The 25,406-nt window shown below is 71.0% G+C and carries 21 protein-coding genes; 7 read left to right on the forward strand and 14 right to left on the reverse strand.

Translation table 11 applies throughout. From position 1 onward, the window contains the following. The first annotated feature begins 2 nt into the window (after positions 1-2). Positions 3-917, forward strand: a complete 915-nt coding sequence (locus OAW74_RS07305; protein ID WP_262873636.1) for a sugar ABC transporter permease — start codon at positions 3-5, stop codon at positions 915-917. Positions 918-944: 27 nt separating this feature from the next. Here the strand turns inward: OAW74_RS07305 and rsmI are convergent, their stop codons facing one another. Then, positions 945-1,763, reverse strand: a complete 819-nt coding sequence (rsmI, locus tag OAW74_RS07310) for a 16S rRNA (cytidine(1402)-2'-O)-methyltransferase (protein ID WP_262873637.1) — start codon at positions 1,761-1,763, stop codon at positions 945-947. 22 nt (positions 1,764-1,785) lie between these two features. On the opposite strand from rsmI, the gene OAW74_RS07315 reads away from it, so the two are divergent. Beyond that, a complete protein-coding gene (locus tag OAW74_RS07315; protein WP_262873638.1) occupies positions 1,786-3,336 on the forward strand; it encodes a dolichyl-phosphate-mannose--protein mannosyltransferase in 1,551 nt (516 codons plus the stop codon). A gap of 42 nt (positions 3,337-3,378) precedes the next feature. Here the strand turns inward: OAW74_RS07315 and OAW74_RS07320 are convergent, their stop codons facing one another. The 6 genes from OAW74_RS07320 to hemE are packed head-to-tail and all read right to left on the reverse strand — an operon-like array spanning position 3,379 to position 9,427. Next, on the reverse strand, positions 3,379-4,701 hold the full coding sequence (locus tag OAW74_RS07320; protein WP_262873639.1) for a glutamate-1-semialdehyde 2,1-aminomutase: 1,323 nt from the start codon (positions 4,699-4,701) through the stop codon (positions 3,379-3,381). Continuing rightward, a complete protein-coding gene (gene hemB / locus OAW74_RS07325; protein WP_262873640.1) occupies positions 4,698-5,681 on the reverse strand; it encodes a porphobilinogen synthase in 984 nt (327 codons plus the stop codon). The genes OAW74_RS07320 and hemB overlap by 4 nt, the downstream gene beginning before the upstream one ends. A 37-nt stretch (positions 5,682-5,718) precedes the next feature. Beyond that, positions 5,719-6,618, reverse strand: a complete 900-nt coding sequence (gene hemC, locus OAW74_RS07330) for a hydroxymethylbilane synthase (RefSeq protein WP_262873641.1) — start codon at positions 6,616-6,618, stop codon at positions 5,719-5,721. Next, positions 6,615-7,661 carry a ferrochelatase gene (locus OAW74_RS07335; RefSeq protein ID WP_262873642.1) on the reverse strand — a complete coding sequence of 349 codons (1,047 nt, stop codon included), beginning with the start codon at positions 7,659-7,661 and terminating at the stop codon, positions 6,615-6,617. The genes hemC and OAW74_RS07335 overlap by 4 nt, the downstream gene beginning before the upstream one ends. Continuing rightward, positions 7,658-8,314: a hydrogen peroxide-dependent heme synthase gene (gene hemQ / locus OAW74_RS07340; protein WP_316250209.1), complete on the reverse strand. Its 657-nt coding sequence runs from the start codon at positions 8,312-8,314 to the stop codon at positions 7,658-7,660. The genes OAW74_RS07335 and hemQ overlap by 4 nt, the downstream gene beginning before the upstream one ends. Positions 8,315-8,350: 36 nt before the next feature. Then, positions 8,351-9,427 carry a uroporphyrinogen decarboxylase gene (hemE, locus tag OAW74_RS07345; protein ID WP_262873643.1) on the reverse strand — a complete coding sequence of 359 codons (1,077 nt, stop codon included), beginning with the start codon at positions 9,425-9,427 and terminating at the stop codon, positions 8,351-8,353. A gap of 52 nt (positions 9,428-9,479) precedes the next feature. Here hemE and OAW74_RS07350 point away from each other — a divergent pair, with 52 nt between their 5' ends. Continuing rightward, positions 9,480-10,727 (forward strand): glutamyl-tRNA reductase, encoded by a 1,248-nt coding sequence (locus tag OAW74_RS07350; protein ID WP_262873644.1) that lies wholly within the window; start codon positions 9,480-9,482, stop codon positions 10,725-10,727. A 6-nt stretch (positions 10,728-10,733) separates the two neighbouring features. Here OAW74_RS07350 and OAW74_RS07355 read toward each other — a convergent pair whose 3' ends face one another. After that, positions 10,734-11,570: an aldo/keto reductase gene (locus OAW74_RS07355; RefSeq protein ID WP_262873645.1), complete on the reverse strand. Its 837-nt coding sequence runs from the start codon at positions 11,568-11,570 to the stop codon at positions 10,734-10,736. 81 nt (positions 11,571-11,651) lie between these two features. Between OAW74_RS07355 and OAW74_RS07360 the strand changes: the two genes are divergently transcribed. Together OAW74_RS07360 and hrpA are read left to right on the forward strand one after the other, a co-directional pair. Beyond that, on the forward strand, positions 11,652-12,482 hold the full coding sequence (locus tag OAW74_RS07360) for a formate/nitrite transporter family protein (RefSeq protein WP_262873646.1): 831 nt from the start codon (positions 11,652-11,654) through the stop codon (positions 12,480-12,482). Positions 12,483-12,513: 31 nt separating this feature from the next. Beyond that, positions 12,514-16,461 (forward strand): ATP-dependent RNA helicase HrpA, encoded by a 3,948-nt coding sequence (hrpA, locus tag OAW74_RS07365; RefSeq protein WP_262873647.1) that lies wholly within the window; start codon positions 12,514-12,516, stop codon positions 16,459-16,461. On the opposite strand, the gene OAW74_RS07370 is transcribed toward hrpA, so the two are convergent. Next, a complete protein-coding gene (locus OAW74_RS07370; RefSeq protein WP_262873648.1) occupies positions 16,448-17,299 on the reverse strand; it encodes a sulfurtransferase in 852 nt (283 codons plus the stop codon). The two genes, hrpA and OAW74_RS07370, sit on opposite strands and share 14 nt — an antisense overlap. A gap of 101 nt (positions 17,300-17,400) precedes the next feature. On the opposite strand from OAW74_RS07370, the gene OAW74_RS07375 reads away from it, so the two are divergent. After that, positions 17,401-18,711: an O-acetylhomoserine aminocarboxypropyltransferase/cysteine synthase family protein gene (locus tag OAW74_RS07375; protein ID WP_262873649.1), complete on the forward strand. Its 1,311-nt coding sequence runs from the start codon at positions 17,401-17,403 to the stop codon at positions 18,709-18,711. Between the two features lie 61 nt (positions 18,712-18,772). Here the strand turns inward: OAW74_RS07375 and mmsB are convergent, their stop codons facing one another. The 5 genes from mmsB to OAW74_RS07400 all read right to left on the reverse strand — a co-directional run bounded on the left by mmsB (position 18,773) and on the right by OAW74_RS07400 (position 24,783). Next, complete coding sequence (gene mmsB / locus OAW74_RS07380; protein WP_262873650.1) at positions 18,773-20,011, reverse strand: multiple monosaccharide ABC transporter permease; 1,239 nt, start codon at positions 20,009-20,011, stop codon at positions 18,773-18,775. 23 nt (positions 20,012-20,034) lie between these two features. Then, on the reverse strand, positions 20,035-21,564 hold the full coding sequence (mmsA, locus tag OAW74_RS07385) for a multiple monosaccharide ABC transporter ATP-binding protein (RefSeq protein ID WP_262873651.1): 1,530 nt from the start codon (positions 21,562-21,564) through the stop codon (positions 20,035-20,037). A gap of 106 nt (positions 21,565-21,670) precedes the next feature. Continuing rightward, entirely contained in the window at positions 21,671-22,750 is a 1,080-nt protein-coding gene (chvE, locus tag OAW74_RS07390; RefSeq protein ID WP_378733674.1) for a multiple monosaccharide ABC transporter substrate-binding protein, read from the reverse strand. A gap of 129 nt (positions 22,751-22,879) precedes the next feature. After that, positions 22,880-23,572, reverse strand: a complete 693-nt coding sequence (locus OAW74_RS07395; protein WP_262873953.1) for an L-ribulose-5-phosphate 4-epimerase — start codon at positions 23,570-23,572, stop codon at positions 22,880-22,882. A gap of 200 nt (positions 23,573-23,772) precedes the next feature. Next, positions 23,773-24,783, reverse strand: a complete 1,011-nt coding sequence (locus OAW74_RS07400; protein WP_262873653.1) for a LacI family DNA-binding transcriptional regulator — start codon at positions 24,781-24,783, stop codon at positions 23,773-23,775. A 93-nt stretch (positions 24,784-24,876) separates the two neighbouring features. Between OAW74_RS07400 and OAW74_RS07405 the strand changes: the two genes are divergently transcribed. Beyond that, positions 24,877-25,401, forward strand: coding sequence for a hypothetical protein (locus OAW74_RS07405; protein ID WP_262873654.1), 525 nt, complete (start codon positions 24,877-24,879; stop codon positions 25,399-25,401). The last annotated feature ends 5 nt before the right edge of the window (positions 25,402-25,406 follow it).

A 25,406-nucleotide genomic window follows, 5' to 3' on the forward strand; every position in this document is an offset into this window, starting at 1 on the left:
AGATGTCTGCGACCACGACTCAGGCCCCTGCCACCTCCGCCTCCCCTGCGCGGGAGAAGCGGCGGGCCGGTCAGAACCGCCGCTGGTTGCTCGAAGTCGGCTGGAAGTACCTGCTGGCCCTGGTGATCCTGTTCTACGCGATCTTCCCCCTGCTGTACGTGCTGTCGGCCTCGTTCAACCCGAAGGGGAGCCTCGCCGCCTCGACCGCGATGTTCTCGGCCTTCGACCTGTCGAACTACGCCGCGCTCGGCGACACCCGCTACTGGACCTGGTACGCCAACACCCTCATCGTCGGCATCTCGGCCGCGGTGGGTGCGGTCATGATGGGAGCCGCCGCCGCCTACGCGTTCTCGCGGTTCCGCTTCAAGGGGCGCCGCACGAGCCTGACGGCGCTGCTGATCATCCAGATGTTCCCGCAGGCCCTCGCGTTCGTCGCCATCTTCCTCATGCTGCTCTCGCTCGGAGAGGTGATCCCGGCGCTGGGCATCGACTCGAAGATCGCCCTCATCTGCATCTACCTCGGCGGCGCGCTGGGCGTGAACACCTTCCTCATGTACGGGTTCTTCAACACGATCCCGATCGAGATCGACGAGTCGGCCAAGATCGACGGCGCCACCCACGCCCAGATCTTCTGGCGGCTGATCATGCCGCTGGTGACCCCGATCCTCGCGGTCGTCGCCCTGCTGGCCTTCATCGCGGCCTTCGGCGACTACATCATCTCGAAGATCGTGCTCGTCTCGGAGCAGAACTGGACGCTCGCGGTCGGCATGTTCCAGTGGGTGTCGAACCAGCTCTCGGCCAACTGGGGCATCTTCGCCGCCGGTGCGGTGCTGGCCTCGATCCCCGTGCTGGTGCTCTTCTTCTCACTCCAGCGCTACATCGTGGGCGGCCTCACGGCCGGATCCGTCAAGGGCTGATCCCTCGACTTCAGGCGGCGCTCGCCGTCAGTTCCTGACCGCGAGCGCCGCCTGATAGAGCTCACGGGACGAATGCCCGGTGTGCGCCGAGACCTCGGCAGCGGCATCCTTCAGCCGTCCGCCGTCTCGGACGATCTCGAGCACCTGCGTGACGGCGTCGGGGAACGCCACCTCGCGTGCCTGCGCCCCCGCCACGACGATCACGAGCTCGCCCCGCGCGCCCGCCTCGGCCCACGCGGCGAGCTCGGCGAGCGTGCCGCGGGCGACCTCCTCATGCAACTTGGTGAGCTCGCGGCACACCGCCGCCCGACGGTCGGCGCCGAAGCCATCGGCCATGTCGGCGAGGGATGCTGCGACCCGGGTCGGCGCCTCGAAGAACACCATCGTGCGCTGCTCGGCCGACAGCGCACGGAAGACGGAGCGCCGCTCCCCCTGCTTGCGAGGGAGGAACCCCTCGAACGTGAAGCGGTCGGTGGGAAGGCCCGAGACCGCCAGCGCCGTCAGCACGGCGCTGGGGCCGGGGATCGCGGTGACCGTGACCCCCTGCGCGGCGGCTTCGGCGACCAGGCCGTATCCAGGGTCGCTGACGGTGGGCATGCCCGCGTCGCTGAGCACGAGCACGTCGACGCCGCGCGCGAGCTCGACGATCTCGGCCGCCCGCTGCTTCTCGTTGTGGTCGTGCAGCGCGATCAGCCGCGGCCTGTTGTCGATGCCGAGCGCGGCGAGCAGGCGCTGGGTCGTGCGGGTGTCCTCCGCCGCGACCACCGACGCCTCGGTGAGCGCCTCGACCAGGCGGCGGGAGGCATCGCCGAGGTTTCCGATCGGCGTCGCGGCGAGGATGATCACCGCCCCAGCATAGGCTGGGGCGGTGACGACGACCGCCCCCGCCCAGCACGCGGAGCGCCTGCCGCTGCTCGACCGCGTGCGACTGCAGATCGCCGCCGACCCTCGGCGCGTGCGGCTGTGGCGCTGGCTCGCGCCGACCCTCATCGTGCTGCTGGCAGGCATCCTGCGGTTCTGGAACCTCGCCCACCCGCACGCGCTGATCTTCGACGAGACGTACTACGCGAAAGACGCCTGGACGCAGTGGAATCTCGGATACCCCTCGACCTGGCCCGAGGGCGCCGACGAGCGCTTCCTCGCCGGAGAGACCGACATCTTCTCGGCCGACGGCAGCTACGTCGTGCATCCGCCGCTGGGCAAGTTCCTCATCGGCATCGGCTTCGCCCTCTTCGGCCCCGACACCGCCCTCGCCTGGCGCTTCATGCCGGCCGTGTTCGGCACGGCCCTCGTGCTGCTCGTCTACCTCGTCGCCCGCCACCTCACCGGCTCGATCGCGTTCGCGAGCGTCGCGGGGGTGCTCCTGGCCGTCGACGGCCTCGCGATCGTGCTCAGCCGGGTGGCGCTGCTCGACATCTTCCTCGCCTTCTTCACCGTGCTGGCGTTCTGGTTCGTGCTGCTCGACAGACGCCGGCACCTCCCGCGGCTGACACGGGCGATCGGAGCGCGAGCCGAGACGCCTCCCGCCTGGGGTCCGCTGCTGTGGAACCGCCCCTGGATCATCGCGGCGGGTCTCGCCGTGGGGGCGGCGACCGCCGTCAAGTGGTCGGGACTCTACGTCGCGGCCGCCCTCGGCATCTACCTCGTGGTCACCGACGCGCTCGCGCGGAGGCGCCTGGGGGTGACGTTCTGGCCGATGGATGCGGTCCGTCAGGGTCTCGTGGACTTCGTGCTGTTCGTGCCGGTGGCCGCTCTCGTCTATCTCGCCTCGTGGACGGGCTGGCTCACGACCGACGGGGGGTACGGCCGGCACGCCCTCGACGAGACGCCGTGGAGCGGCTTGTGGTCGTGGGTGCCGCTGCCGCTGCAGAACCTGTGGGCGTACCACGAGCAGATGTACGGCTTCCACGTGGGGCTGACCTCGGGGCACAGCTACGCCTCACCGGCGTGGCAGTGGCCGCTGCTGACCCGCCCGACCTCGATGTACTACCAGCAGGACGGCGACCTGGTGCAGAACATCTACAGCATGCCCAATCCGCTCATCTGGTGGGCGGGCGTGGCGGCGGTGCTGTGGCTGACCTACCGGTTCGTCGTCGCCCGCGACTGGCGGCACGCGGTCGTGCTCACCGGCATCGCCGCGACGTACGTGCCGTGGCTGCTCTACCCCGAGCGCACGATCTTCCAGTTCTACACGATCGCGATCGTGCCCTTCATGGTGCTCGCCCTCACCTTCGCGCTGCGCGACGTCGCCGGGCGCCCCGACGACTCGGCCTCCCGCCGCATATCGGGCCAGCGCGTCGTGATGGTGTTCCTCGTGGTCGCCGTCGCGATCTCGGCGTTCTGGTACCCGATCCTCACCGCGACCAGCGTGCCCTATGAGTTCTGGCAGCTGCACAACTGGATGCAGAGCTGGATCTGACGCTTCGACAGGCTCAGGGACCACCCTTCGACAGGCTCAGGATCAGGGCGCCGTGGCGGATGCCGCCGCCGTGGCCGCGACCGGCAGTGCCGCCCGGATGCGCTCGAGCGCCGACTCGTCATGCGCCGCCGTGAGGAACCACGCCTCGAACACGCTCGGCGGCAGGGCCACGCCTTCGGCGAGCATCGCGTGGAAGAAGGGCGCGTAGCGCCACGCCTCCTGCGCCTTCGCGTCCGCGTACGTGCGCACAGGGTCGGCGCGGAACGCGATCGAGAAGAGGCTGCCCGCACGCGAGATCGTGTGTGCGACGCCTTCGGCCGCCAGCGCCGCATGCGCGGCGTCGGCGACGGCCGAGGCAGCCGCATCCACGCGTCGGTAGACCTCCGCGTCGGCGAGACGCAGCGTCGCGATGCCCGCGGCGACGGCGAGCGGATTTCCGCTGAGGGTGCCCGCCTGATAGACGGGGCCGAGCGGCGCGAGGAGGTCCATGATCTCGGCGCGCCCGCCGATGGCGGCCAGCGGCATGCCGCCGCCGATGACCTTGCCGAAGGTGACGAGGTCGGGGGTCCATCGCTGGCCCGCCTGCTGCTCGAGCCCCCACCAGCCGGCGGAGCCGACGCGGAAGCCGGTGAGCACCTCGTCGAGGATGAACAGGGCGCCGTGGGCGTGAGCGGTGTCGACGAGGAAGGCGTTGAAGCCCTCGTCGGGGGCGAGGACTCCGGCGTTGGCTCCTGCGGCCTCCGCGATGATCGCGGCGATGCGGCCGGGGTGCGCCGCGAAGGCGGCCTCGACCGCCGCGCGGTCGTTGTAGGGCAGCACGAGGGTGAGCCCCGCGATGTCGGCCGGGACCCCCGCCGAGCCCGGCAGCCCGAGGGTCGCGACGCCCGAGCCCGATTCGGCCAGCAGGCCGTCGGAGTGGCCGTGGTAGTGGCCGGCGAACTTGATGATGACGTCGCGGCCCGTCGCCCCGCGGGCGAGGCGGATGGCGGTCATCGTCGCCTCGGTGCCGGTCGAGACCAGGCGCAGGCGCTCGATCTCGGCGCGCCGGCCTGTCTGCAGCCGGTCGATCACGAGCTCGGCGAGCTCGGTCTCGCCGGGGGTGGAGGCGCCGAACGAGAGGCCGCGGGCGGCCGCCTGCTGCACGGCGGCGACGACCTCGGGGTGGGCGTGGCCGAGCAGGGCCGGCCCCCACGATGCGACGAGGTCGACGTAGTCGCGGCCGGTCACGTCGCGCACGGTCGCCCCCGAGGCGGAGACGATCGACAGCGGCGTGCCGCCGACCGAGCCGAAGGCGCGGACGGGCGAGTTCACGCCGCCGGGGATGACGGCGCGCGCGCGGGCGGCGGCCTGTTCGTTGGAGGTCATCGATTCCATCTCTCGGCGAGCTCGAGAGCCCAGTAGGTGAGCACGGCGTCGGCGCCAGCGCGGAAGATCGAGACGACCGACTCCTCGACGGCGCGGTCTCGGTCGATCCAGCCGTGGGCGGCGGCGGCCTCGATCATGGCGTACTCCCCCGACACCTGGTAGGCCCACACCGGAACGGGAGAGGATGCGGCAGCATCCGCCAGCACGTCGAGGTAGCTCATGGCGGGCTTGACCATGACGACGTCGGCGCCCTCGGCGACGTCGAACGCCACCTCCCTGGCGCCCTCGCGACGGTTGGCGGGGTCGAGCTGGTAGGTGCGGCGGTCGCCCTCGAGCGACGACTGCACGGCCTCGCGGAAGGGGCCGTAGAAGGCCGACGCGTACTTGGCGGCGTAGCCGAGGATCGCGACGTCGCTGCGGCCCGCGCCGTCGAGCGCCGCGCGCACGACAGCGGTCTGGCCGTCCATCATGCCCGACAGGCCCAGCAGGGCGGAGCCCGCCTCGGCCTGAGCGAGCGCCATGTCGCGGTAGCGCTCGAGGCTCGCATCGTTGTCGACGCGACCCTGCGCATCGAGCACGCCGCAGTGGCCGTGGTCGGTGAATTCGTCGAGGCACAGGTCGGTCTGCACGACGAGGGCATCGCCCACCTCGGCCACGGCGACCCGGGTCGCGACGTTGAGGATGCCGTCGGGGTCGGTCGCGCCCGAGCCCTGCGCGTCTTTGCGCGTCGGCACGCCGAAGAGCATGACGCCGCCGATGCCGGCCGCGGCCGCCCGGTTCAGTTCGGCTTTGAGCGAATCGAGCGAGTGCTGCACGACGCCGGGCATCGACGAGATCGGCACGGGCTCTGCGCTGTCTTCCCGCACGAACAGCGGCAGCACGAGCTGCGCGGCCTGCGGTCGGGTCTCGCGCGCCAGCCGCCGCCAGGCGGGGCTCTGGCGCAGGCGGCGCAGGCGAGCAGTGGGGAACTCGGCGGTCATCTCTTCTCCTCGAGGTTCGGGCGGCGCCCGATGCGGGTCAGTTCAGCGGCGCGAGGTCGGCCGCGCCCTGCGCGAGCAGCTCGTCGGCCACGCGCACGGCGAGCTCTTCGGCCACATCGACGTCGTCGGCGGCGGCGTGCGAGCTCGTCAGGTGCGCCGAGCCGTCGGGCGCATAGACGCGGGCGCTCAGGAACACGAGGTCGTCTTCGAAGAACGCGTGCACGCCGATGGGTGCGGCGCAGCCCGCCTCGAGACGCGCGAGCACGCCCCGCTCGGCCTCGGCCGTGACGCGCGACGGACGGTGGTCGATGCGGCGGGCGAGCCGCTCGTCGCCCGCGCGCACCTCGATCGCCAGCGCCCCCTGCGCCGCGGCAGTGGGCCACGCGTCGGCGTCGAGCAGCTCGGTGGCGGCCTCGTCGAGGCGACCCAGGCGCTTCAGGCCCGCCGCCGCGAGCACGACGGCGTCGAGGTGGCGTTCCGGATCGGTCGCGGCGAGGCGCCCCAGGCGCGTGTCGACGTTGCCGCGGATGTCGACGAGCACGAGGTCGGGGCGTCTGGCGGCCAGCTGCGCCCGGCGCCGCGGCGAGCCGGTGCCCACGCGCGCGCCCTCGGGCAGTGTGTCGAGGGTCAGTCCATCGCGCGCGCACAGTGCGTCGCGCACATCGGCGCGCCGCGGCACGGCGGCGATGGCGAGCCCCGGCTCGGGCGCCGTGGGGAGGTCCTTAAAGGAGTGCACGACGGCATCCACCTCGCCCGCCAGCAGCGCATCGCGCAGCGCCTTGGCGAACACGCCGGTGCCGCCCAGCGAGGCGAGAGAGGCGGTCGAGGTGTCGCCCTCGCTCGTGATCTCGACGAGCTCGCCGCCCAGCTGCTGGGCGACGGTGCCGGCCTGCGCCGTCGCGAGTGCGCTGGCGCGGGTGCCGATGCGCAGGGTCATGCCGACTGCGCCGCTTCGCTGCGCACCGAGCCCTGCGGCTCGTGGTCGGGCCAGGGGCCGAGGTCGGTCAGGTGCGGACGCTCCGCATGCGGGATCTCGTTGACGCGCTCGAGCACGAGGTCGACGAGGCCGCTCACGAACACGGGGTCGACGCCGGGGGTCGGGATGCGCTCGACGTGCAGGCCGTGCCCGGTCGCCGTCTCGACGGCTTCGGTGTCGAGGTCCCACATGACTTCCATGTGGTCGCTGATGAAGCCGAACGGCACGATGATGACGCCGGGCACGGCGCCTGCGAGCTCGTCGATCGCGTCGTTGATGTCGGGCTCGAGCCACGGGATGTGCGGGGCGCCGCTGCGCGACTGGTAGACGAGCGACCACGGCGCGTCGGTCGCGCCGGCCTCTCGGAGGATCGCCTCGGCGCCGGCCAGGTGCTGAGCGACGTAGGCGCCGCCCTCGCCGTGCTCCGGACCGGATGCGGCTGCCGCGGCCGTCGGGATCGAGTGCGTCACGAACATGACGTGCGTGCCCTCGGGAGCCCGATCCAGGGCCGCCCGCAGGTTGGTCGCGAACGGACCGATGAAGCCCGGGTGGTCGAAGAACTCGCGGATGCGCGAGATCTCGAGCTCGTCGCGCAGCCCGGTCTCGTCGAGAGTGCGGTCGAAGTCCTCGCGGTACTGCCCGACGCCCGAATACGACGTGTAGGCGCTCGTGATGAGGGCGATGACGCGGCGGTGGCCTGCCTCGTGGAGCTCGCGGAAGGCCTCGTCGAAGTAGGGCGCCCAGTTGCGATTGCCCCAGACGACCGGCAGGTCGATGCCGCGCGCCTCGAGCTCGGCCTCGAGGGCCGCCTTGAGGTCGCGGTTCTGCTGGTTGATGGGGCTCACCCCGCCGTTGGCGCGGTAGTGGTGGGCGACCTCTTCGAGGCGCTCGTCGGGGATGCCCTTGCCGCGGGTGACGTTGCGCAGGAACGGGATGACGTCGTCCTGGCCCTCCGGGCCCCCGAAGCTCGCGAGCAGGATCGCGTCGTAGGCACCGGCGCTCATCGCAGCACCTCCGCGACCTCTGCGGCGTCGATGCGGCGCCCGGTGAAGAACGGGATCTCTTCGCGCACGTGGCGGCGGGCCTCGGTGTTGCGCAGGTGCCGCATGAGGTCGACGAGCTCGGTCGGGTCGTCGGCCTCGAGGCCCAGGAGCCACTCGTAGTCGCCGAGGGCGAAGCTCGCGACGGTGTTGCTGAGCACCTCGGGGTATTCGCGGCCCTTGAGGCCGTGGTCGCGCAGCATCGCACCGCGCTCGGCGGGGTCGAGCAGGTACCACTCGTAGCTGCGGACGAAGGGGTAGACGGTGAGCCACTGCTTCGGCGCGAGTCCGCGGGCGAAGGCGGGGGCGTGGTCGCGGCTGAACTCCGCGTCGCGGTGCACGCCGAGGGCGTTCCACGTCGGAAGCAGCGCGTGCAGCTCGGCCGTGCGGCGCAGCATCCGCAGGTCTGCCTGCAGCTTCTGCGCCGACGAGCCGACCAGCCAGATGAGGATGTCGGCGTCGGCACGCAGGCCCGAGACGTCGTAGAGGCCGCGGACGGTGTCGCCGAGCTCGGCGACGGCATCGGCCAGGGCGGGGCGGGTCTCGGTGTCGACCGAGGGGTGCGGGTCGCGCCGCAGCACGGCCCAGAGGGTGTAGTGGTGGGTCTGGTCGCTCACCCTTCCATCCTCCCCCGGATGCCGCGACGAGGCGAATCAGGTGTGCGTTTCGTGCACGAGCTCCACGATGCGGGTGAGCACCCCGGGGTCGGTCTCTGGCGGAACGCCGTGGCCGAGGTTGACGATGTGCGCGGGGGCCGCGCGGCCTCGGTCGACGACGTCTTCGACGTGGCGGGCGATGAGGTGCTCGGGCGCCGTCAGCATCGCCGGGTCGATGTTGCCCTGCAGGGGCACCCTGTCGCCCAGGCGCTCGCTGGCGACATCGAGCGGGAGGCGCCAGTCGATGCCGACGACATCGGCGCCGAGGCCGGGGATCAGGTCGAGCATCTCGGTCAGCCCGAGTCCGAAGTGGATGCGGGGAACCTCGAGCCCCCGCAGGGCGTCGAAGGCACGGCGGCTGTGCGGCGCGACGCGGCGCTGGTAGTCGGTGCGCGAGAGCGAGCCCGCCCACGAGTCGAACAGCTGCACGACGCTCGCGCCCGCCTGCACCTGGGCCAGGAGGAAGGCGCCGGTCACGTCGGCGCACCAGTTCAGCAGCGCCGCCCACGTCTGCGGGTCGGTGCGCATGAGCGCCCGCGCCCGCAGCTGCTCGCGCGACGGCCCGCCCTCGACGAGGTAGCTGGCCAGCGTGTACGGCGCGCCGCCGAAGCCGATGAGCGGCGTCGAGCCGAGCTCGGCGACCGTGATCGCGACCGCCTCGCTGATCGGCGCGAACGCCTCGGGGTCGATCGGGCGCAGCGCCAGCACGTCGGATGCCGTTCGGATCGGCTGGTCGATGACGGGGCCTCTGCCCGGCACGATCTTGACGTCGATGCCCGCCAGCAGCACCGGCACGACGATGTCGCTGAAGAAGACGGCGGCATCCACCCCGTGGCGTCGGACCGGCTGCAGCGTGATCTCGGCCGCGAGTGCCGGATCGAGGCACGCGTCGAGCATCTCGGTGCCCGCCCGCGACGCACGGTATTCGGGGAGCGAGCGGCCCGCCTGGCGCATGAACCACACCGGCGGCTGCTCTGGGCGGTCGCCGCGGGCGGCGCGCACGAGGGGCGATGACGCCGTGCGCCCGTCGACGAGCGGATGCTGGGCGGGCAGGGTCAGGGGCTCGAACGGCATGTCTCCAGGCTAAGCGCCCGGGGCCCGTGCAGACGGCGGGTAGAATCACCTGGTGCTGTTCTGCGTCACGGCGAATCATCGAAACACCGAGTTCGACGTGCTCGACCGCATCTCCCAGGTCTCCGCCGCCACGGCCGCCGACGTCCTGCACGCGCACGAGTTCGTCCGAGGTGCCGTCGTGCTCTCCACCTGCAACCGCTTCGAGGCCTACCTCGAGCTCGACGAGCCGGTCACCGGCGCCGCCGCTCTGGCCCACGAGGCCGTCTTCGACGCCGTGGCCGCCGCGGCGGGCGACGACGCCGAGGTGCTGCGCGCCTCCGCGACGGCCCTGGTCGGCGACGACGCCGTACGGCACCTGTTCGCCGTCTCGAGCGGCCTGGAGTCGATGGTCGTGGGCGAAGAGGAGATCACCGGCCAGGTGCAGCGGGCCCTCGCATCCGCCCGCGACAACGGCACGACCTCGACCGAGCTGGAGCAGGTGTTCCAGCGCGCGGCCTACGCGACCCGCGCCGTTCGGGCCAAGGCCGACCTCGCCGGCGCCGGCCGCTCGCTCGCGCGGCTCGCGCTCGACCTCGTCGACACCCGCGTGACCGACTGGGCGCACACGCCCGTGCTGCTGGTGGGCACCGGGCAGTATGCCGCCACGACGATCGCGGCGCTGCAGGCCCGCGGCGCCGCCGACATCCGGGTGTTCTCGGCCACGGGGCGCGCGCAGCAGTTCGCGGCGCGCTACGGCGTGCGGGCCGAGTCGGAGCTCGCCGCCGCGATCGCGAGCGCCGATATCGTCATCACCTGCACGGCCCGCTACGTCATCACCCCCGACGACATCCCCGATTCGCGCGAGCGCCTCGTGATCGACCTGGGCCTGCCCCGCAACGTCGACCCCGCCGTCGGCGAGGTCGGCGGCATCGAGCTGCTCGATCTCGAGCTCATCGGCCGGCACGCGTCGCTGCCCGAGCTCAGCGCCGGGGCGCACGAGGTGGTGGGGTCGGCGGTCGCGACGTATGCCGCCGAGCGCGCCGCTGCGCCCGCCGTCGTCGCGCTGCGCTCACACATCCAGCAGTCGCTGCTGAGCGAGCTCAGCCGCCTCCGCGTGCGCGAGGACGAGCCGCGGACCGAGGCCGCCCTTCGTCATTTCGCCGGGATGCTGTCGCACGGCCCCTCCGTGCGCGCTCGCGAGTTCGCCGCCCAGGGCCGCATGGCCGAGTTCGAGGCCGCGCTCGAGATGGTGTTCGGCGTGGCCGTGGCCGAGCTCGCCTCCGACGAGGCCGCCGGCGACGAGGGACTCGCCGCCGGCTGAGCCGCGTCAGTTCAGCTCGTCGGGGTGGGCGCTGACGCGCCCCTTGCCCTCCGGCACCTCGAGGCCGTCGATCGCCGTCATCTCGTCGGCGCTCAGCTCGAAGCCGAACACGTCGAGGTTCTCGGCGAGGCGCTCGCGGCGCACCGACTTGGGGAACACGATGTTGCCGTGCTGCAGGTGCCAGCGCAGCACGACCTGCGCGGGGGTGCGCTCGTGCGCCGCGGCCGCGTCGGCGACGGGAGCGGCGCCGAACAGGTCGTACTTGCCCTGCCCGAGCGGGCCCCACGCCTCGATGCGCACGCCGTGGGCGGCGGCCCAGTCGGTGATCTCGCGCTCCTGGTAGGCGGGGTGCAGCTCGATCTGGTTCACCGCGGGGGTGACGCCGGTGGCGGCGACGATCTTCTCGAGGTGCGGCACGAGGTGGTTCGACACGCCGATCGAGCGCGCCAGGCCCTGCTCGCGGATCTCGATGACCTTCTCCCACGCGTGCACGTAGTTGTCGCGGGCCGGCGTCGGCCAGTGCACGAGGTAGAGGTCGACCTGCTCGAGGCCGAGCTTGTCGAGGCTCTCGCGGATCGCGGCGTGCGGCTCGTCGCCGTCGTGGCGGTCGTTCCAGAGCTTGGTCGTGACGAACAGCTCGTCTCGGGCGATGCCGCTGGCGGCGATCGCGGCACCAACGCCCTCTTCGTTGCCGTAGATGGCAGCCGTGTCGATGTGGCGGTAGCCGAGCTCGAGGGCTTCGCTCACGGCCTTCTCGGTCTCGGCGGGCGCGACCTTGAAGACGCCGTAGCCGAGCTGCGGGATCGTGTGGCCGTCGTTGAGGGTGATGGTGGGAATGCTCATCCCTCCAGAGTATGCGGCGCTACCGCTCGGCGGCGCGGCGCGGTAGACTCGTGTGGTCCGACCACAGAGGGAGAAGCTGTCGTGCGCACGATCGAAGACGCACTGGACGTGCAGGCCGACGCCGCCGTGCACAAGGCCGACGGCCTGCGCACCCCCGGCCGGTTCGCCGTGTCGGGCATGCTCGCGGGCTCCTACATCGGCGTCGGCGTGGTGCTCATGGTCTCGACCGCCGGCCCGCTCATCGCGGCGGGCGACGGGCTCGCGAAGCTCGTCGCGGGGCTCGTGTTCGGCGTCGCGCTGACGATCGTCGTGTTCGCGGGAGCCGACCTCGTGACCTCGTCGATGATGACGCTCACCCAGGGCGCCGCGATGCGCGCGATCGGCGCCGGTCGCGCGGCCGCGGCCCTCGTGTTCACGTTCGTCGCCAACCTCGTCGGCGCCGTGCTCTTCGGTGGCCTCATCGCGCTCTCGGGCGTGCTGCACACCAACCCCGCCGCAGGCGCCATGCTCGACGACATGCTCGCCGCCAAGGCAGCCGAGGGTCCGCTCGAGCTGTTCGTGCGCGGCGTGCTCTGCAACGTGCTGGTGTGCGTGGCGATCTGGATGTGCGCGCGCCTGACCAGCGACGGCGCCAAGATCGCCGTGATCTTCGCCGCGATCCTCGCCTTCATCTCGTCGGGCTTCGAGCACGTCGTGGCGAACATGACGACGTACTCGATCGGTCTGTTCACCGGCTCCCCCGACGCGACCCTCGCACTCTTCGGCTCGAACCTGCTGTGGGTGGGCCTGGGCAACCTCGTCGGAGGGGCCGTCGTGATCGGCCTGGGCTACTGGCTGCTGGGCGGTTCGCCGCGCGTCGCAGCCGCAGCATCCGCCCTCGCCTCCCCCGCAGAGGAGCCCACCCTGCGCTGACCGGGCCGCCTGGCGGATACGATGTAAGGCTGTGTCTGCGCCCGCCCCCGTCATCATCTACCCGCCCGAGCTGCCCGTCAGCGCCGCGCGGGACGAGATCGCGCGCGCCATCGCCGACCACCAGGTCGTGATCGTCGCCGGCGCCACGGGCTCGGGCAAGACGACGCAGCTGCCCAAGATCTGCCTCGAGCTCGGTCGCACCGCGATCGCGCACACCCAGCCCCGACGCATCGCGGCCCGCACGATCGCCGAACGACTCAGCGAAGAGCTGCAGGTGCCGCTGGGCTCGACCGTGGGCTTCACGGTGCGCTTCACCGACACCGTCTCGGCCGACACCCGCATCCGCGTGATGACCGACGGCATCCTCTTGAACGAGATCCATCGGGATCGGATGCTGCGCCGCTACGACACGATCATCATCGACGAGGCGCACGAGCGGTCGCTGAACATCGACTTCTTGCTGGGGTATCTCACGCAGCTGCTGCCCAAGCGCCCCGATCTCAAGGTGATCATCACCTCGGCCACGATCGATCCGGAGTCCTTCGCCCGCCACTTCGGCCGTGGCGAGACCCCCGCCCCGATCATCGAGGTCTCCGGCCGCACCCACCCCGTCGAGGTGCGCTACCGCCCGCACGACGAAAACGCCGACGACGACGTCGACGGCATCACGGCGGCCCTCCGCGAACTCGATCGGGAGCCCGCGGGCGACGTTCTCGTGTTCCTCCCCGGCGAGGCCGAGATCCGCGATGCGGCCGATGCCGTCCGCGGCATGTACGCGAAGGACGCCGCACCCACCGAGGTGCTGCCCCTCTACGGCCGGCTCAGCGCCGCCGAGCAGCACCGGGTGTTCGAGCGGTCGCGGGTCGCGGGCGTGCGACGGCGCGTGATCCTGGCGACCAACGTCGCCGAGACGAGCCTCACCGTCCCCGGCATCCGCTACGTCGTCGACACCGGCACGGCGCGCATCTCGCGCTACAGCGCGCGCACCAAGATCCAACAGCTGCCGATCGAGGCGATCTCGCAGGCCTCCGCTCAGCAGCGCTCTGGCCGCGCAGGCCGCACGGCGCCCGGCGTCGCGATCCGCCTCTACGCCGAAGAAGACTTCGACAGGCGCCCCGAGTTCACCGAGCCCGAGATCCTGCGAACGAGCCTCGCCTCGGTCATCCTGCAGATGCTCTCGCTCGGGTTCGGCGACATCTCGTCGTTCCCGTTCCTCACTCCGCCCGACTCGCGCGGGGTGCGCGCTGCGATGGACCTGCTCGTCGAACTCGGCGCCGTTTCGTCTCGCTTCGTTCGCGGGGCGCCCGGTTCAGGTCGGGCGCCGAAGGACACGGCACCCAGCAGAGCCCGGGCGTTGAGCGAGGAGCGCAGCGACGAGACGAAGCGCCGCAGCACCCTCACCGACCTCGGCCGGCGCATCGCCCGCCTGCCGATCGACCCGCGGTTCGCGCGGATGCTGGTCGAGGCCGAGAAGCGGGGTGTGCAGCGCGACGTGCTCGTCATCGTGGCGGGGCTGTCGATCCAGGACGTGCGCGAGCGGCCGGAGGAGCAGCGCGAGCAGGCCGACCGGCTGCACGCCCGCTTCACCGACCCCACGAGCGACTTCCTGAGCCTCCTGAACCTGTGGAACCATCTGCAGGAGCAGCAGGCGGCGCTCGGCTCGAGCGCCTTCCGGCGGCTGTGCCGCAGCGAGCACCTCAACTATGTGCGCGTGCGGGAGTGGCACGACGTGCACCGACAGCTGACGAGGCTCGTCGGCGCGAAGACGCGCAAGGGCGAGGCCCAGGCCGCCGACCCCGACGAGATCCATCGCGCGATCCTCTCCGGCCTGCTCTCGCACCTGGGCATCCACGACGCCCGCGACAACCCCAAGGGCGACTACGTGGGTGCGCGGGGCGCCCGATTCGCGATCTTCCCCGGGTCGGGGCTCAAGAAGAAGCGCCCGAACGCGGTCATGGCCGCCGAGCTCGTCGAGACCAGTCGCCTCTTCGCCCGCACGGTCGCCGCCGTCGACCCCGCCTGGGCGGAGCAGCTCGCGGGCGACCTCGCCAAGCGGCAGCTCAGCGAGCCGCACTGGTCGAAGTCGGCGGGGGCGGCATCCGCCTACGAGAAGGTGACGCTGTTCGGCGTCGAGATCATCCCGCGGCGGCGCGTGCAACTGGCCCGCTTCGATCGACCCCTCGCCCGGGAGCTGTTCATGCGGCATGCGCTCGTCGACGGCGAATGGGACTCGTCGCACCTCGACAAGCGCCTCACGGCGTTCGAGCGCCGCAACCTCGAGCAGCGCCGGCGCCTCGAGAAGATCGAGGAGCGTGAGCGGCGCCGCGACATCCTAGTCGGCGACGAGGCCGTGTTCGCGTTCTACGACGCCCGCCTCCCCCGCGACGTCTTCGACGCGCGCTCGTTCGAGGCGTGGTGGACGGATGCCGTCGCCCGCACGCCGCGTCTGCTCGATCTGACCGAGGCCGACCTGCTGGGCGATGCCGCACGCAGCGGCGAGGGCGAGTTCCCCCCTCGGTGGACGCAGGGCGACCAGGTGCTCTCGCTCGCCTACCGCTTCGAGCCAGGGGCGCACGACGACGGCGTCACGGTCGTCGTGCCGCTGGCCCTGCTCGCGCAGCTGCGCCCCGACGGGTTCGACTGGCAGGTCCCCGGCATGCGCGATGAGCTGATCGCGGGGCTCATCCGGTCGCTCCCCAAGGCGATCCGCCGCCATGTCGTGCCCGCCGCCGACTGGGCGTCGCGCTTCGCCGAAGAGCTCGCGGGCCAGGGGCCCGAGAGCAGCGACGGGCTTCCGGGTTCGCCGCTGCGACAGGCGCTCGCCACGCGCATCCAGCGCGTCGCCAATCAGCCCGTGACCGCCGACGACTTCGAGCTCGACCGTGTGCCGGGGCACCTGCAGGTGTCGTTCCGCGCCGTCGACGAGCGCGGGCGCACGGTCGGCTCCGACCGCGACCTCACGGCGCTGCAGCAGCGCCTGTCCGGCCGCGCCCGCGCCTCGGTGTCGCGCTCGATCGCGAAGGGCCGGCAGCGCGTCGAGGGTGCCACCCCGGCACCCGGCGTGCACACGTGGGGCGGCGCGTCCGGCGGCTTCGCCGAGCGCACGGGCCTGACCACGTGGGACCTCGACGAGCTGCCCGAGGTCGTCGACACGCGCGTCGCCGGCGGCGTCGTGCGCGGCTACCCCGCGCTCGTCGACGAGGGCCCTGGCGTCGCCTCCCGCATCGAGGCGACGCCCGAGGCCGCCGATGCCGCCACGAGGGCTGCCGTGCGCCGCCTGCTGCTGCTGGCGGTGCCCTCCCCCGCCGCCCACGTGCTCGAGCACCTCACGGCGCCCGAGAAGCTCGCGCTGGCGGCCTCGCCCTATCCGTCGGCGAAGGCGCTCATCGAAGACGCGCGCGCCGCCGTCGCCGACGCGGTGACCGCGCGGGTCACCGGCGGCCGCCTCGTGCGCACCCGCGCCGAGTTCGAGGCCCTGCGCGAGGCCTTCTCGGCAGCCGTCGTCGACGACCTCTTCGCCGCCGTGTCGCTCACCGCCCGCATCCTCACCGCCGCGCGCGAGGTCGAGCGGGCCGTGCGAGGGCAGAACTCCCTGACGCTGCTCGGGGCTCTGAACGACGTGAAGTCCCAGCTGGCGGGCCTCGTCTTCCCCGGCTTCGTCGCGCGCATCGGCCTCGTGCGCCTCGCGCACGTGCCCCGCTACCTCGCCGGCGCGCTCGCACGGGTGCGGGCCCTCTCCGACAACCCGGGGCGCGACCGGCAGCGCATGAGCGAGTACGAGCGCGCGAGCGCGATCTTCGCCGACGCCGGCGGCACGATCCCGCCGGGGCCCGCCGCATCCGCCGCGCTCGTGCACACCCGGTGGCTGCTCGAGGAGTACCGGGTGAGCCTGTTCGCCCAGCAGCTGGGCACCGCGGAGCCCGTCTCGCTGCAGCGCGTGCAGAAGGCGCTGAAAGAGCAGCCGGTCACACCCGGCTGAGCGGGCCGTCGGGCGAGGGACCGCCGGCCGCGAACCTGCCGGGCGTGTTCGCCCATTGGCTCCATGATCCCGCGTACAGCGCGATCTCGATGCCCGCGAGCTCGCCCGCCAGCACGGTGTGCGCGGCGGTCACCCCCGACCCGCAGTACGCGGCCACCGGGATCGAGCCGTCGGCGCCGACAGAGGCGAACGCGGCGCGCAGCTCGGCCGGGGGGCGCAGGCGTCCGTCTGCGAGGTGGGTCGTGGTCGGGAGGTTCACGGCGCCGGGGATGTGCCCGGCGACAGGGTCCATCGGCTCGACCTCTCCCCGGTAGCGCTCGGGCGCCCGCACGTCCAGCAGCACACCCGTCGCCGACCACCGCTCCGCCTGATCGATCGTGATGCCCTCGGTGATCTCCGCCAGCACGACGTCGCCGCGCGGCGGCTGCACGTCGCCGGTCTCGACGGCGCCGCCGCCGGCGACCCACGCGCGCCATCCGCCGTCGAGCACGCGCACATCGGCGACACCGCTGCGGGTGAGCAGCCACCACGCGCGGGCCGCGGCGACCGAGGCGACGTCGTCGTAGACGACGACGGTGTCGCCCTCGCGCAGCCCCCAGCGGCGGGCGGCGTCTTCGAGGTCGTCGCGACGCGGCAGCGGATGCCGCCCCTCGGCCGGTTCGCCTCGCCTGCTCAGCTCGCGATCGAGGTCGACATAGACGGCGCCGGGAATGTGCCCCTCGAGGTAGTCGGGCCGCCCCTCCGGACGGTCGAGCCGCCAGCGCACATCGAGCAGCCGCGGGTGGTCCCCCGACGCGCGCAGCGCGGTGACCTGAGCGGGCGAGATGAGAACGGCCATACCCCATGGTGCCCCCGCCGCGACAGGGCCGGCGGCGACGCGCTGCAACAGTTCGACACACGGGCAGTCGGCGGCGGCATCCGACCACGAGAATGGTCGTCATGCCCGAAGGATCCTGTCACCCCGCGTTCGCCACCACCCAGGTGCAGGCCGGCTATGTCGCCGGCGCTCCGGTGGCCAGCGCCGTGCCCCCGATCCACCAGTCGAACGCCTACGAGTTCGGCTCCCTCGCCGAAGCGAGGGACCTGTTCGCGCTGCGCCGCGAGGGCAACGTCTACAGCCGCACGGGCAACCCCACCGCGACGGTGCTCGAGACCCGCGTCGCCGCCCTCGAGCACGGCGTCGGGGCCGTCTCGGTCGCCTCGGGTCAGGCGGCCGTCGCGCTGGCCCTGCTCACCCTCGCCCGTCAGGGCGAGCACATCGTGGCGGCCAACCAGCTGTACGGCGGCACGATCTACCTGCTCAAAGACACCTTCGCCGACTGGGGCATCGAGGTGAGCTTCGTCGACCTCGACGACCCCGACGCGTGGCGGGCCGCCGTGCGCCCCACCACCCGCGCCTTCTTCGCCGAGACGATCACCAACCCGCTCGCCCAGGTGCTCGACGTGCGGGCGCTGGCCGACGTCGCGCACGAGGCCGGTGTGCCGCTCGTGATCGACAACACCGTCGCGACCCCGTTCCTGCAGCGCCCGAAGGAGTTCGGCGCCGACATCGTCGTGCATTCGGCGACGAAGTTCATCGGCGGGCACGGCTCGTCGCTGGGCGGCATCGTCGTCGATCTCGGCACGTTCGACTTCGCCGCCGACCCCTCCCGATGGCCGCAGCTGAACCAGCCCCTGCACCGCGTGCCCGGCGCGTCGCTCGTCGAGCAGTTCGGCGACCGCGCCTACCTCACGCTCCTGCGCACGAAGTACTCGCAGGACCTCGGGCCGTCGCTGCCGGCGTTCAACGCCTTCCAGCTGCTGCAGGGCCTGGAGACCCTCGACCTGCGCATGGCACGGCATTCGTCGAGCGCCCTCGCCGTGGCGGAGGCGCTGGAGACCCACCCCGCCGTGGCGAAGGTGCACCACCCCGGGCTCGCCTCCAGCCCCGATCACGCGCTCGCCCAGACCTACCTGCCGCGAGGGGCCGGCTCGGTGTTCGCCTTCGAGCTGCACTCCACCGGCGACCCCGACGACGATTTCGCGCGGGTGGCATCCGTCATCGATGCACTGCGCGTCGTGCGCCTGGTCGCCAACATCGGCGACGCGCGCAGCCTTGTCGCCCACCCCGCCTCGATGACGCATGCGCACCTGGATGCCGAGCAGCTGGCCGCCGGCGGCATCTCGCCGACCACGATCCGGCTCTCGATCGGGCTCGAAGACGTCGATGACGTCATCGCCGACCTCACGGTCGCGCTCGACCGGCGCTGACCCCTCCCGCGAACGCAGAAGCGCCCCGCCGATCGGCGGGGCGCTTCTGCTGGTTCGGGGCTCAGCTGTTGCCGGAGCGCCGCTTGTTGTAGACGTCGAAGGCGACCGCCAGCAGCAGCACGAGGCCCTTGACGGCCTGCTGCCACTCGATGCCGATGCCCATGATCGACATGCCGTTGTTGAGCACGCCGATGATGAGACCACCGATGATCGCGCCGCCGATCGTGCCGACGCCGCCCTGCACCGCCGCGCCGCCGATGAACGCCGCCGAGATCGCCTCGAGCTCGAAGCCGTCACCTGCCTTGGGGCCGGCGAGGTTGAGGCGCGCCGTGAAGATGAGGCCGGCGAGGGCCGCGAGCACGCCCATGTTCACGAACAGCCAGAAGTCGACCCGACGGGTCTTGATGCCCGACAGCTCGGCCGCGTGGCGGTTGCCGCCGATCGCGTAGATGTGACGGCCGAACACCGTGCGGTTCATGACGACGCCGTAGATCAGCACGAGCGCGGCCAGGATGATGAGGGTCACCGGGATGCCCTTGTACGACGCGAGCGCCCAGCTGAACCAGCCGATGACGACGGCGATCAGCACGAGCTTGGCGACGAACCACACGCCGGGCTCGACCTCCTGGTCGTACTTCTGACGGCCGCGGCGGGTGCGCACCTGCTGCACGACGAACGCGACGATGGCGATGGCGCCGATGACCAGGGTGAACAGGTCGGGGTCGGTCTCACCGAAGATGCCGGAGAGGAACCCGTTGCCGATCGCCCGATATTCCGTGGGGAACGAGCCGATGTTGGCGTTGCCGAGCACGACGAGTGCGAGGCCGCGGAAGATGAGCATGCCCGCCAGGGTCACGATGAACGCCGGGATGCCGACGAACGCCACCCAGAAGCCCTGCCACGCGCCGACGAGGGCGCCGATGAGCAGCGACAGCACGATGGCGAGGAACCACGGGAGCTCCCACTTGACGGCGAGCACACCGGAGACGGCACCGATGAAGGCGGCCACCGAGCCGACCGACAGGTCGATGTGGCCCGCGATGATGATCATCACCATGCCGATCGCGAGCACGAGGATGTACCCGTTCTGCACGACGAGGTTCGAGATGTTCTGCGGGCGCAGCAGGATGCCGTTGGTGAGGATCGTGAACAGCACCACCACCGCGATCAGCGCGAGGAAGATGCCGTTCTTGCCCAGGTCGCTGAGCACGTGGCTGAGCCAGCTGGTGAACTTGTTCTCGGTCGGGTTGACGAGTCCGCCGGCGGCGGTGGACTCGTTCGAGAGGTTGTCGTTGGACATTTCTGTGTCTCCTGCGGGCCCCGTCAGCGGGGCTTCTCCATGGTCATGAGCTTGAGGACGGATTCGGGGGTGGCCTGTTCGACGGGGAGCTCGCCGGTGATCCGGCCCTCCGAGATCGCGTAGACCCGATCCGAGATGCCGAGCAGCTCAGGCAGCTCGGAGGAGATCACGATGATCCCCTTTCCGGATGCTGCGAGCTTGTTGATGATCGTGTAGATCTCGTACTTCGCGCCGACGTCGATGCCCCGAGTGGGCTCATCGAGGATGAGCACGTCGGGGTCGGAATAGATCCACTTCGACAGCACGACCTTCTGCTGGTTGCCGCCGGAGAGCTTGCCGGTGGGCACCAGCACGTTCGGCGCTTTGATGTTCATGCTCTTGCGGAACTCGTTGGCGACCTTGAACTCCTCGTTGTCGTTGACGAGGCCGCCCTTCTCGAGCTTTTTGAGCGAGGCCATCGAGATGTTGCGTTTGATGTCTTCGATGAGGTTCAGGCCGTAGGTCTTGCGGTCTTCCGTCGCATACGCGATGCCGTTGTCGATGGCCTCGGCGACCGTGCGGGTCTTGATCTCCTTGCCGCGCATGAAGACCCGGCCCGAGATGCGCGAGCCGTAGCTGTGGCCGAACAGGCTCATCGCGAACTCGGTGCGTCCGGCGCCCATGAGTCCGGCGATGCCGACGATCTCACCGGCGCGCACGTTCAGCGACACGTTGTCGACGATGACACGAGAGGGGTCCTGCGGGTGGTGCGCCGTCCACTCCTCCACCCGCAGCAGCTCGTCGCCGATCTGCGGTTCGTGGTCGGGGTATCGGTGCTCGAGGTCGCGGCCCACCATGTCTTTGATGATGCGGTCTTCTGTGACGTCGTGCTTGGCGATCGTCTCGATGGTCTTGCCGTCGCGGATGACCGTGACGGTGTCGGCGACCTTCTTGATCTCGTTGAGCTTGTGGCTGATGATGATCGACGTGATGCCCTCTTCGCGGAGGCTCAGGATCAGATCGAGCAGGTGATCGGAGTCCTCGTCGTTCAGGGCGGCCGTCGGCTCGTCGAGGATGAGGAGCTTGACCTCCTTCGAGAGGGCCTTGGCGATCTCGACGAGCTGCTGCTTGCCGACGCCGATCTGGTTGACCTTCGTGGTCGGGTTCTCTTTGAGCCCGACGCGGCGCAGCAGGGTCTGCGCCTCGAAGTTGGTCTTGTTCCAGTCGATCAGACCGCCGGCGCCCTTGCGCTCGTTGTTGAGGAAGATGTTCTCGGCGATCGAGAGATAGGGGCTGAGGGCGAGCTCCTGGTGGATGATGACGATGCCCTTGGCCTCGCTGTCGCGCAGGCTCTTGAACGCCACCTCCTCACCGGCATAGACGATGTCGCCGTCGTAGGTGCCGTGCGGGTAGACACCCGAGAGCACCTTCATGAGGGTCGACTTGCCGGCGCCGTTCTCGCCGCAGATGGCGTGGATCTCGCCGCGCTCGACCTCGAAATTCACGTTCGCGAGCGCTTTGACGCCCGGGAACGTCTTGGTGATGCCGCGCATCTCCAGGATGTTGTTCGTCACGTTTCCGACTTCCTCGTGGTCCCGTCACCGGGAGAGTACTGGAGGCGACGGCGGTGGGGAGGTATCCCCCACCGCCGCCGCCGATTCGACGGGGTGCGTCGGCCTCTTACAGGCCGAGCTCCTCGGCGGTCCAGTAGCCGGTGTCGACCAGAGCCTCCTGGACGTTGTCCTTGACGACCGGGACCGGAGCCAGCAGGTACGACGGGACGACCTTCACGTCGTTGTCGTACGTGGTGGTGTCGTTGACCTCGACCTCTTCGCCGTTCAGGATCGAGATCGCCATGCCGGCGGCGACCTTGGCCAGCTCACGGGTGTCCTTGAAGATCGTCGCGTACTGCTCGCCCGCGAGGATCGCCTTGACCGAGTCGACCTCGGCGTCCTGGCCCGAGATGATCGGCCACTCGTCACCGGTCGAGTAACCGGCGTCGGTGAGGGCCGAGATGATGCCGCGCGAGATCCCGTCGTAGGGCGAGAGCACCGCGTTGACCTTCGTGCCGTCCGAGTAGTTGGCCGTCAGGATGTCCTCCATGCGGCTCTGGGCGGTCTCGCCGTCCCAGCGCAGCGTGGCGGCCTGCTCGATCGTCGTCTGGCCCGACTTCACGACGAGCGTGCCGTCGTCGATCAGCGGCTGGAGCACGTCCATGGCGCCGTTGAAGAAGAAGAAGGCGTTGTTGTCGTCGAGCGAGCCGGCGAACAGCTCGATGTTGAACGGACCCTCGGGTGCGCCGTCGAGCGGGTTGCCCTCGAGGTCGGTGAGGCCCAGGCCGTTGAGGACCGTCCACGCCTGCTGCTGGCCGACGAGGAAGTTGTCGAACGTCGCGTAGTAGTCGACGTTCTCGGTGCCCTTGATGAGACGGTCGTAGGCGATCACCGGGATGTCGCTGTCGGCCGCGGTCTGGAGCACCTCGGAGAGGGTGGTGCCGTCGATCGAGGCGATGATCAGCGCCTCGGCGCCCTTGGTGATCATGTTCTCGATCTGCGAGACCTGGGTGGGGATGTCGTCCTCTGCGTACTGCAGGTCGACCGAGTAGCCGGCGTCTTCGAGCGCGGCCTTGACGGCGTCGCCGTCCTGGATCCAGCGCTCCGAGCTCTTGGTGGGCATCGCGACGCCGATGAGGCCGCCGTCGCCGGAGCCGCCGTCGCCCGCGTCGCCGTTGTCGGTCGAGCCCGAGCAGGCGCTCAGCATGAGCGCGCCCGCGGCCACGGCCGCGATGGCGATCTTCTTGAACTTCACTGTGGTTCCTTTCCAGTGGACATCACTGTCTTGGTGTCGATATTCAGTTGTGACCGCGCTCGGCCTGACGGGTCAGGAGAGCTACCGGCGGTCGTCGGTGGCCTGTCCGTAGACGTTCTGGTACCGGGCGTAGAGCCCGTCGATCGCGTCCTGCGGGATGGGGATGAGCGGGCCGCCCTGCGCGGCGACGTGCACCGTGCGGGCGACGTCTTCGAGCATCACGGCGGCCTTGACGGCGTCCTTCGCCGTCGCGCCGATCGTGAACGGACCGTGGTTCTGCATCAGCACGGCACGGCTGCGATGCCCGGTGAGCGTCTCGACGATGCCGCGGCCGATCGAGTCGTCGCCGATGATCGCGAACGGCCCGACCGGGATCGGTCCGCCGAACTCGTCTGCCATCGCCGTGATGACGCACGGGATCTCTTCGCCTCGGGTCGCCCACGCCACGGCGTAGGTCGAGTGCGTGTGCACGACGCCGCCCACGTCCGGCATGTTGCGGTACACGTAGGCGTGGGCCGCCGTGTCGGAAGAGGGCGAGCGGTCGCTCCCCGGCGTTCCCTCGATGACGGTGCCGTCGAGGTCGCACAGGATCATGTTCTCGGGCGCGAGGTCGTCGTACGAGACGCCGGAGGGCTTGATCACGAAGAGGTCTGCGCCCGGCACGCGGGCCGAGACATTGCCGCCGGTCCAGACGACCAGGCCGTAGCGCACCAGCTCGGCGTGGAGGGCCGCGACGTCGGCGCGCACTCGCGCGATCGCGACCTCCGTCTTCACGCCCGCGAGGTAGCTGTCGCTCTCGGGAACACTGGCACCCTGCACCACTGCGCCGACTCCTTTGTCTGATCTGTTGCGTGAGCCGTCATGTGACAGCCGATGTGACAGTCCATGTGACCGTTCACATCGAAACTATAGTCAGCCGGTGCGCACCCCTGTCAACACGACATGATCTCGGGTTGGTAACGGATGCCGCACGCTCACCGCAAGGGCGCCGTGGAGCGCCGGACGATCAGCTCGGGCATGATCGTGGGCAGCGGCGCGAGATCGCCGTCGTGCGGGCCCAGCAGCAGATCGACGCAGCGGCGACCGAGCTCGCTGAAGTCCTGCCGCACGGTCGTCAGGGGCGGCCAGAAGTGCGCCGCCTCGGGAATGTCGTCGAATCCGACGATGCTGATGTCGCCCGGCACATCGAGTCCCGCGTCGCGGATCGCGTGCATCAGGCCCAGCGCCATCTGGTCGTTCGACGAGAAGATCGCCGTGAAGTCGCGCACCCGCAGCAGCTCCTGGCCGGCGTAGTAGCCGAACTGCGCCGTCCAGTCCCCCAGGATCGGCGCGGTCGTCGGGATGTCGTTGGCGCTCATCTCGTCGAGGAACCCGCGCATGCGCGCTTCGGCCTCGATCCAGTCCTGCGGACCGGCGAGGTGGTAGATCGCCCGATGTCCCTGGCTGATCAGGTGTTTGGTCGCCAGGCGCGCCCCGGCGATCTGGTCGACGGTCAGGGTGTGGTCGGGGTCGAGCCCCGTCGACTGCAGCGTGACGTAGGGCACGTCGAGGTGCTGTGCGGCGAGCGCCCGGAAGACGCGCACCTGGGGCGCGATCACGACGACCCCCTCCACCGACTGCGCCGTCAGGTGCGCGATGCCGTCGGGGATCGACTGCGGATCGTGCGCGTCGATGTTGGCCGTGCTCACCCAATAGCCGCGCCGCCTGGCCGCCTCCTCGATGGCGGCGATGCTCGAGGCCGGACCGTACTGCTCGCTCGAGGCCGACAAGATGCCGATCGTCTGCGAGCGGCTCGTCACGAGCGCCCTCGCCGCGCGGTTGGGGCGATACTGCAGGTCGCTCATGACCTGCTGCACGCGCTGCTTGGTCTCGGGGCGGATGCTGGGATGCTCGTTGAGCACACGCGAGACCGTCTGATGCGAGACTCCGGCCAGCCGTGCGACGTCGCGGATGCTGGGCCTGCGGCCGCCGGCGTCGTCGCTCATGTGGTGCTCTCCGTGGGGAACGGCCATGTGCACGGTCACACGGCCCCGGTGCCATTATGCACGGGCGCTTCGGCGCGCGCCTACACTGGCGGGGTGTCGGACTTCGCGCGCTTCCTTCCGCTGAACGGCCGCCCGCACGGCGACGAGGCCGCCGTCTCGAGCGACCGACGCGCGGCCCTCGCCGATGTGGTCGCCGAGGCCGCACATCTGCTCGAGCGGACGGAGCTCCCCCGGCGCGCCGAACTCGCCGCGGCCTTCACCGCCGACGCCCGCCTCGACCTCGACCCCACGGCGCTGTCCGCCGCGGCCGATCACGTGCGCGCGGGCCGCAGGCGCAGCATCCGCTCGCTCGCCCGCGCGACGCGTGCGCTGCTCGTGCTCGGCGAGGCGGTCGGCGCGGCGCCGGAGCTGTCGGCGGCGACGACCGGCGCCGTGGCGCTCTACGGCGCCACGAGCGGTCCGTTCGATCGGCGCGCCGTGCTCAAGGGCCGCACGGTGGCCGCCACCGACGCCGACTGGTCGTTCGGCCGCGGCCCGACCGTCAGCGCGCCGGCGCTGCAGATCGTGGCTTTCGTGCTCGGGGTCTCTGACACGCCGCCCACCGCGCCGCGGGCGTGAGTACG

The organism is Microbacterium fluvii, from assembly GCF_025515205.1.
GTDB classification, from domain to species: domain Bacteria; phylum Actinomycetota; class Actinomycetes; order Actinomycetales; family Microbacteriaceae; genus Microbacterium; species Microbacterium fluvii.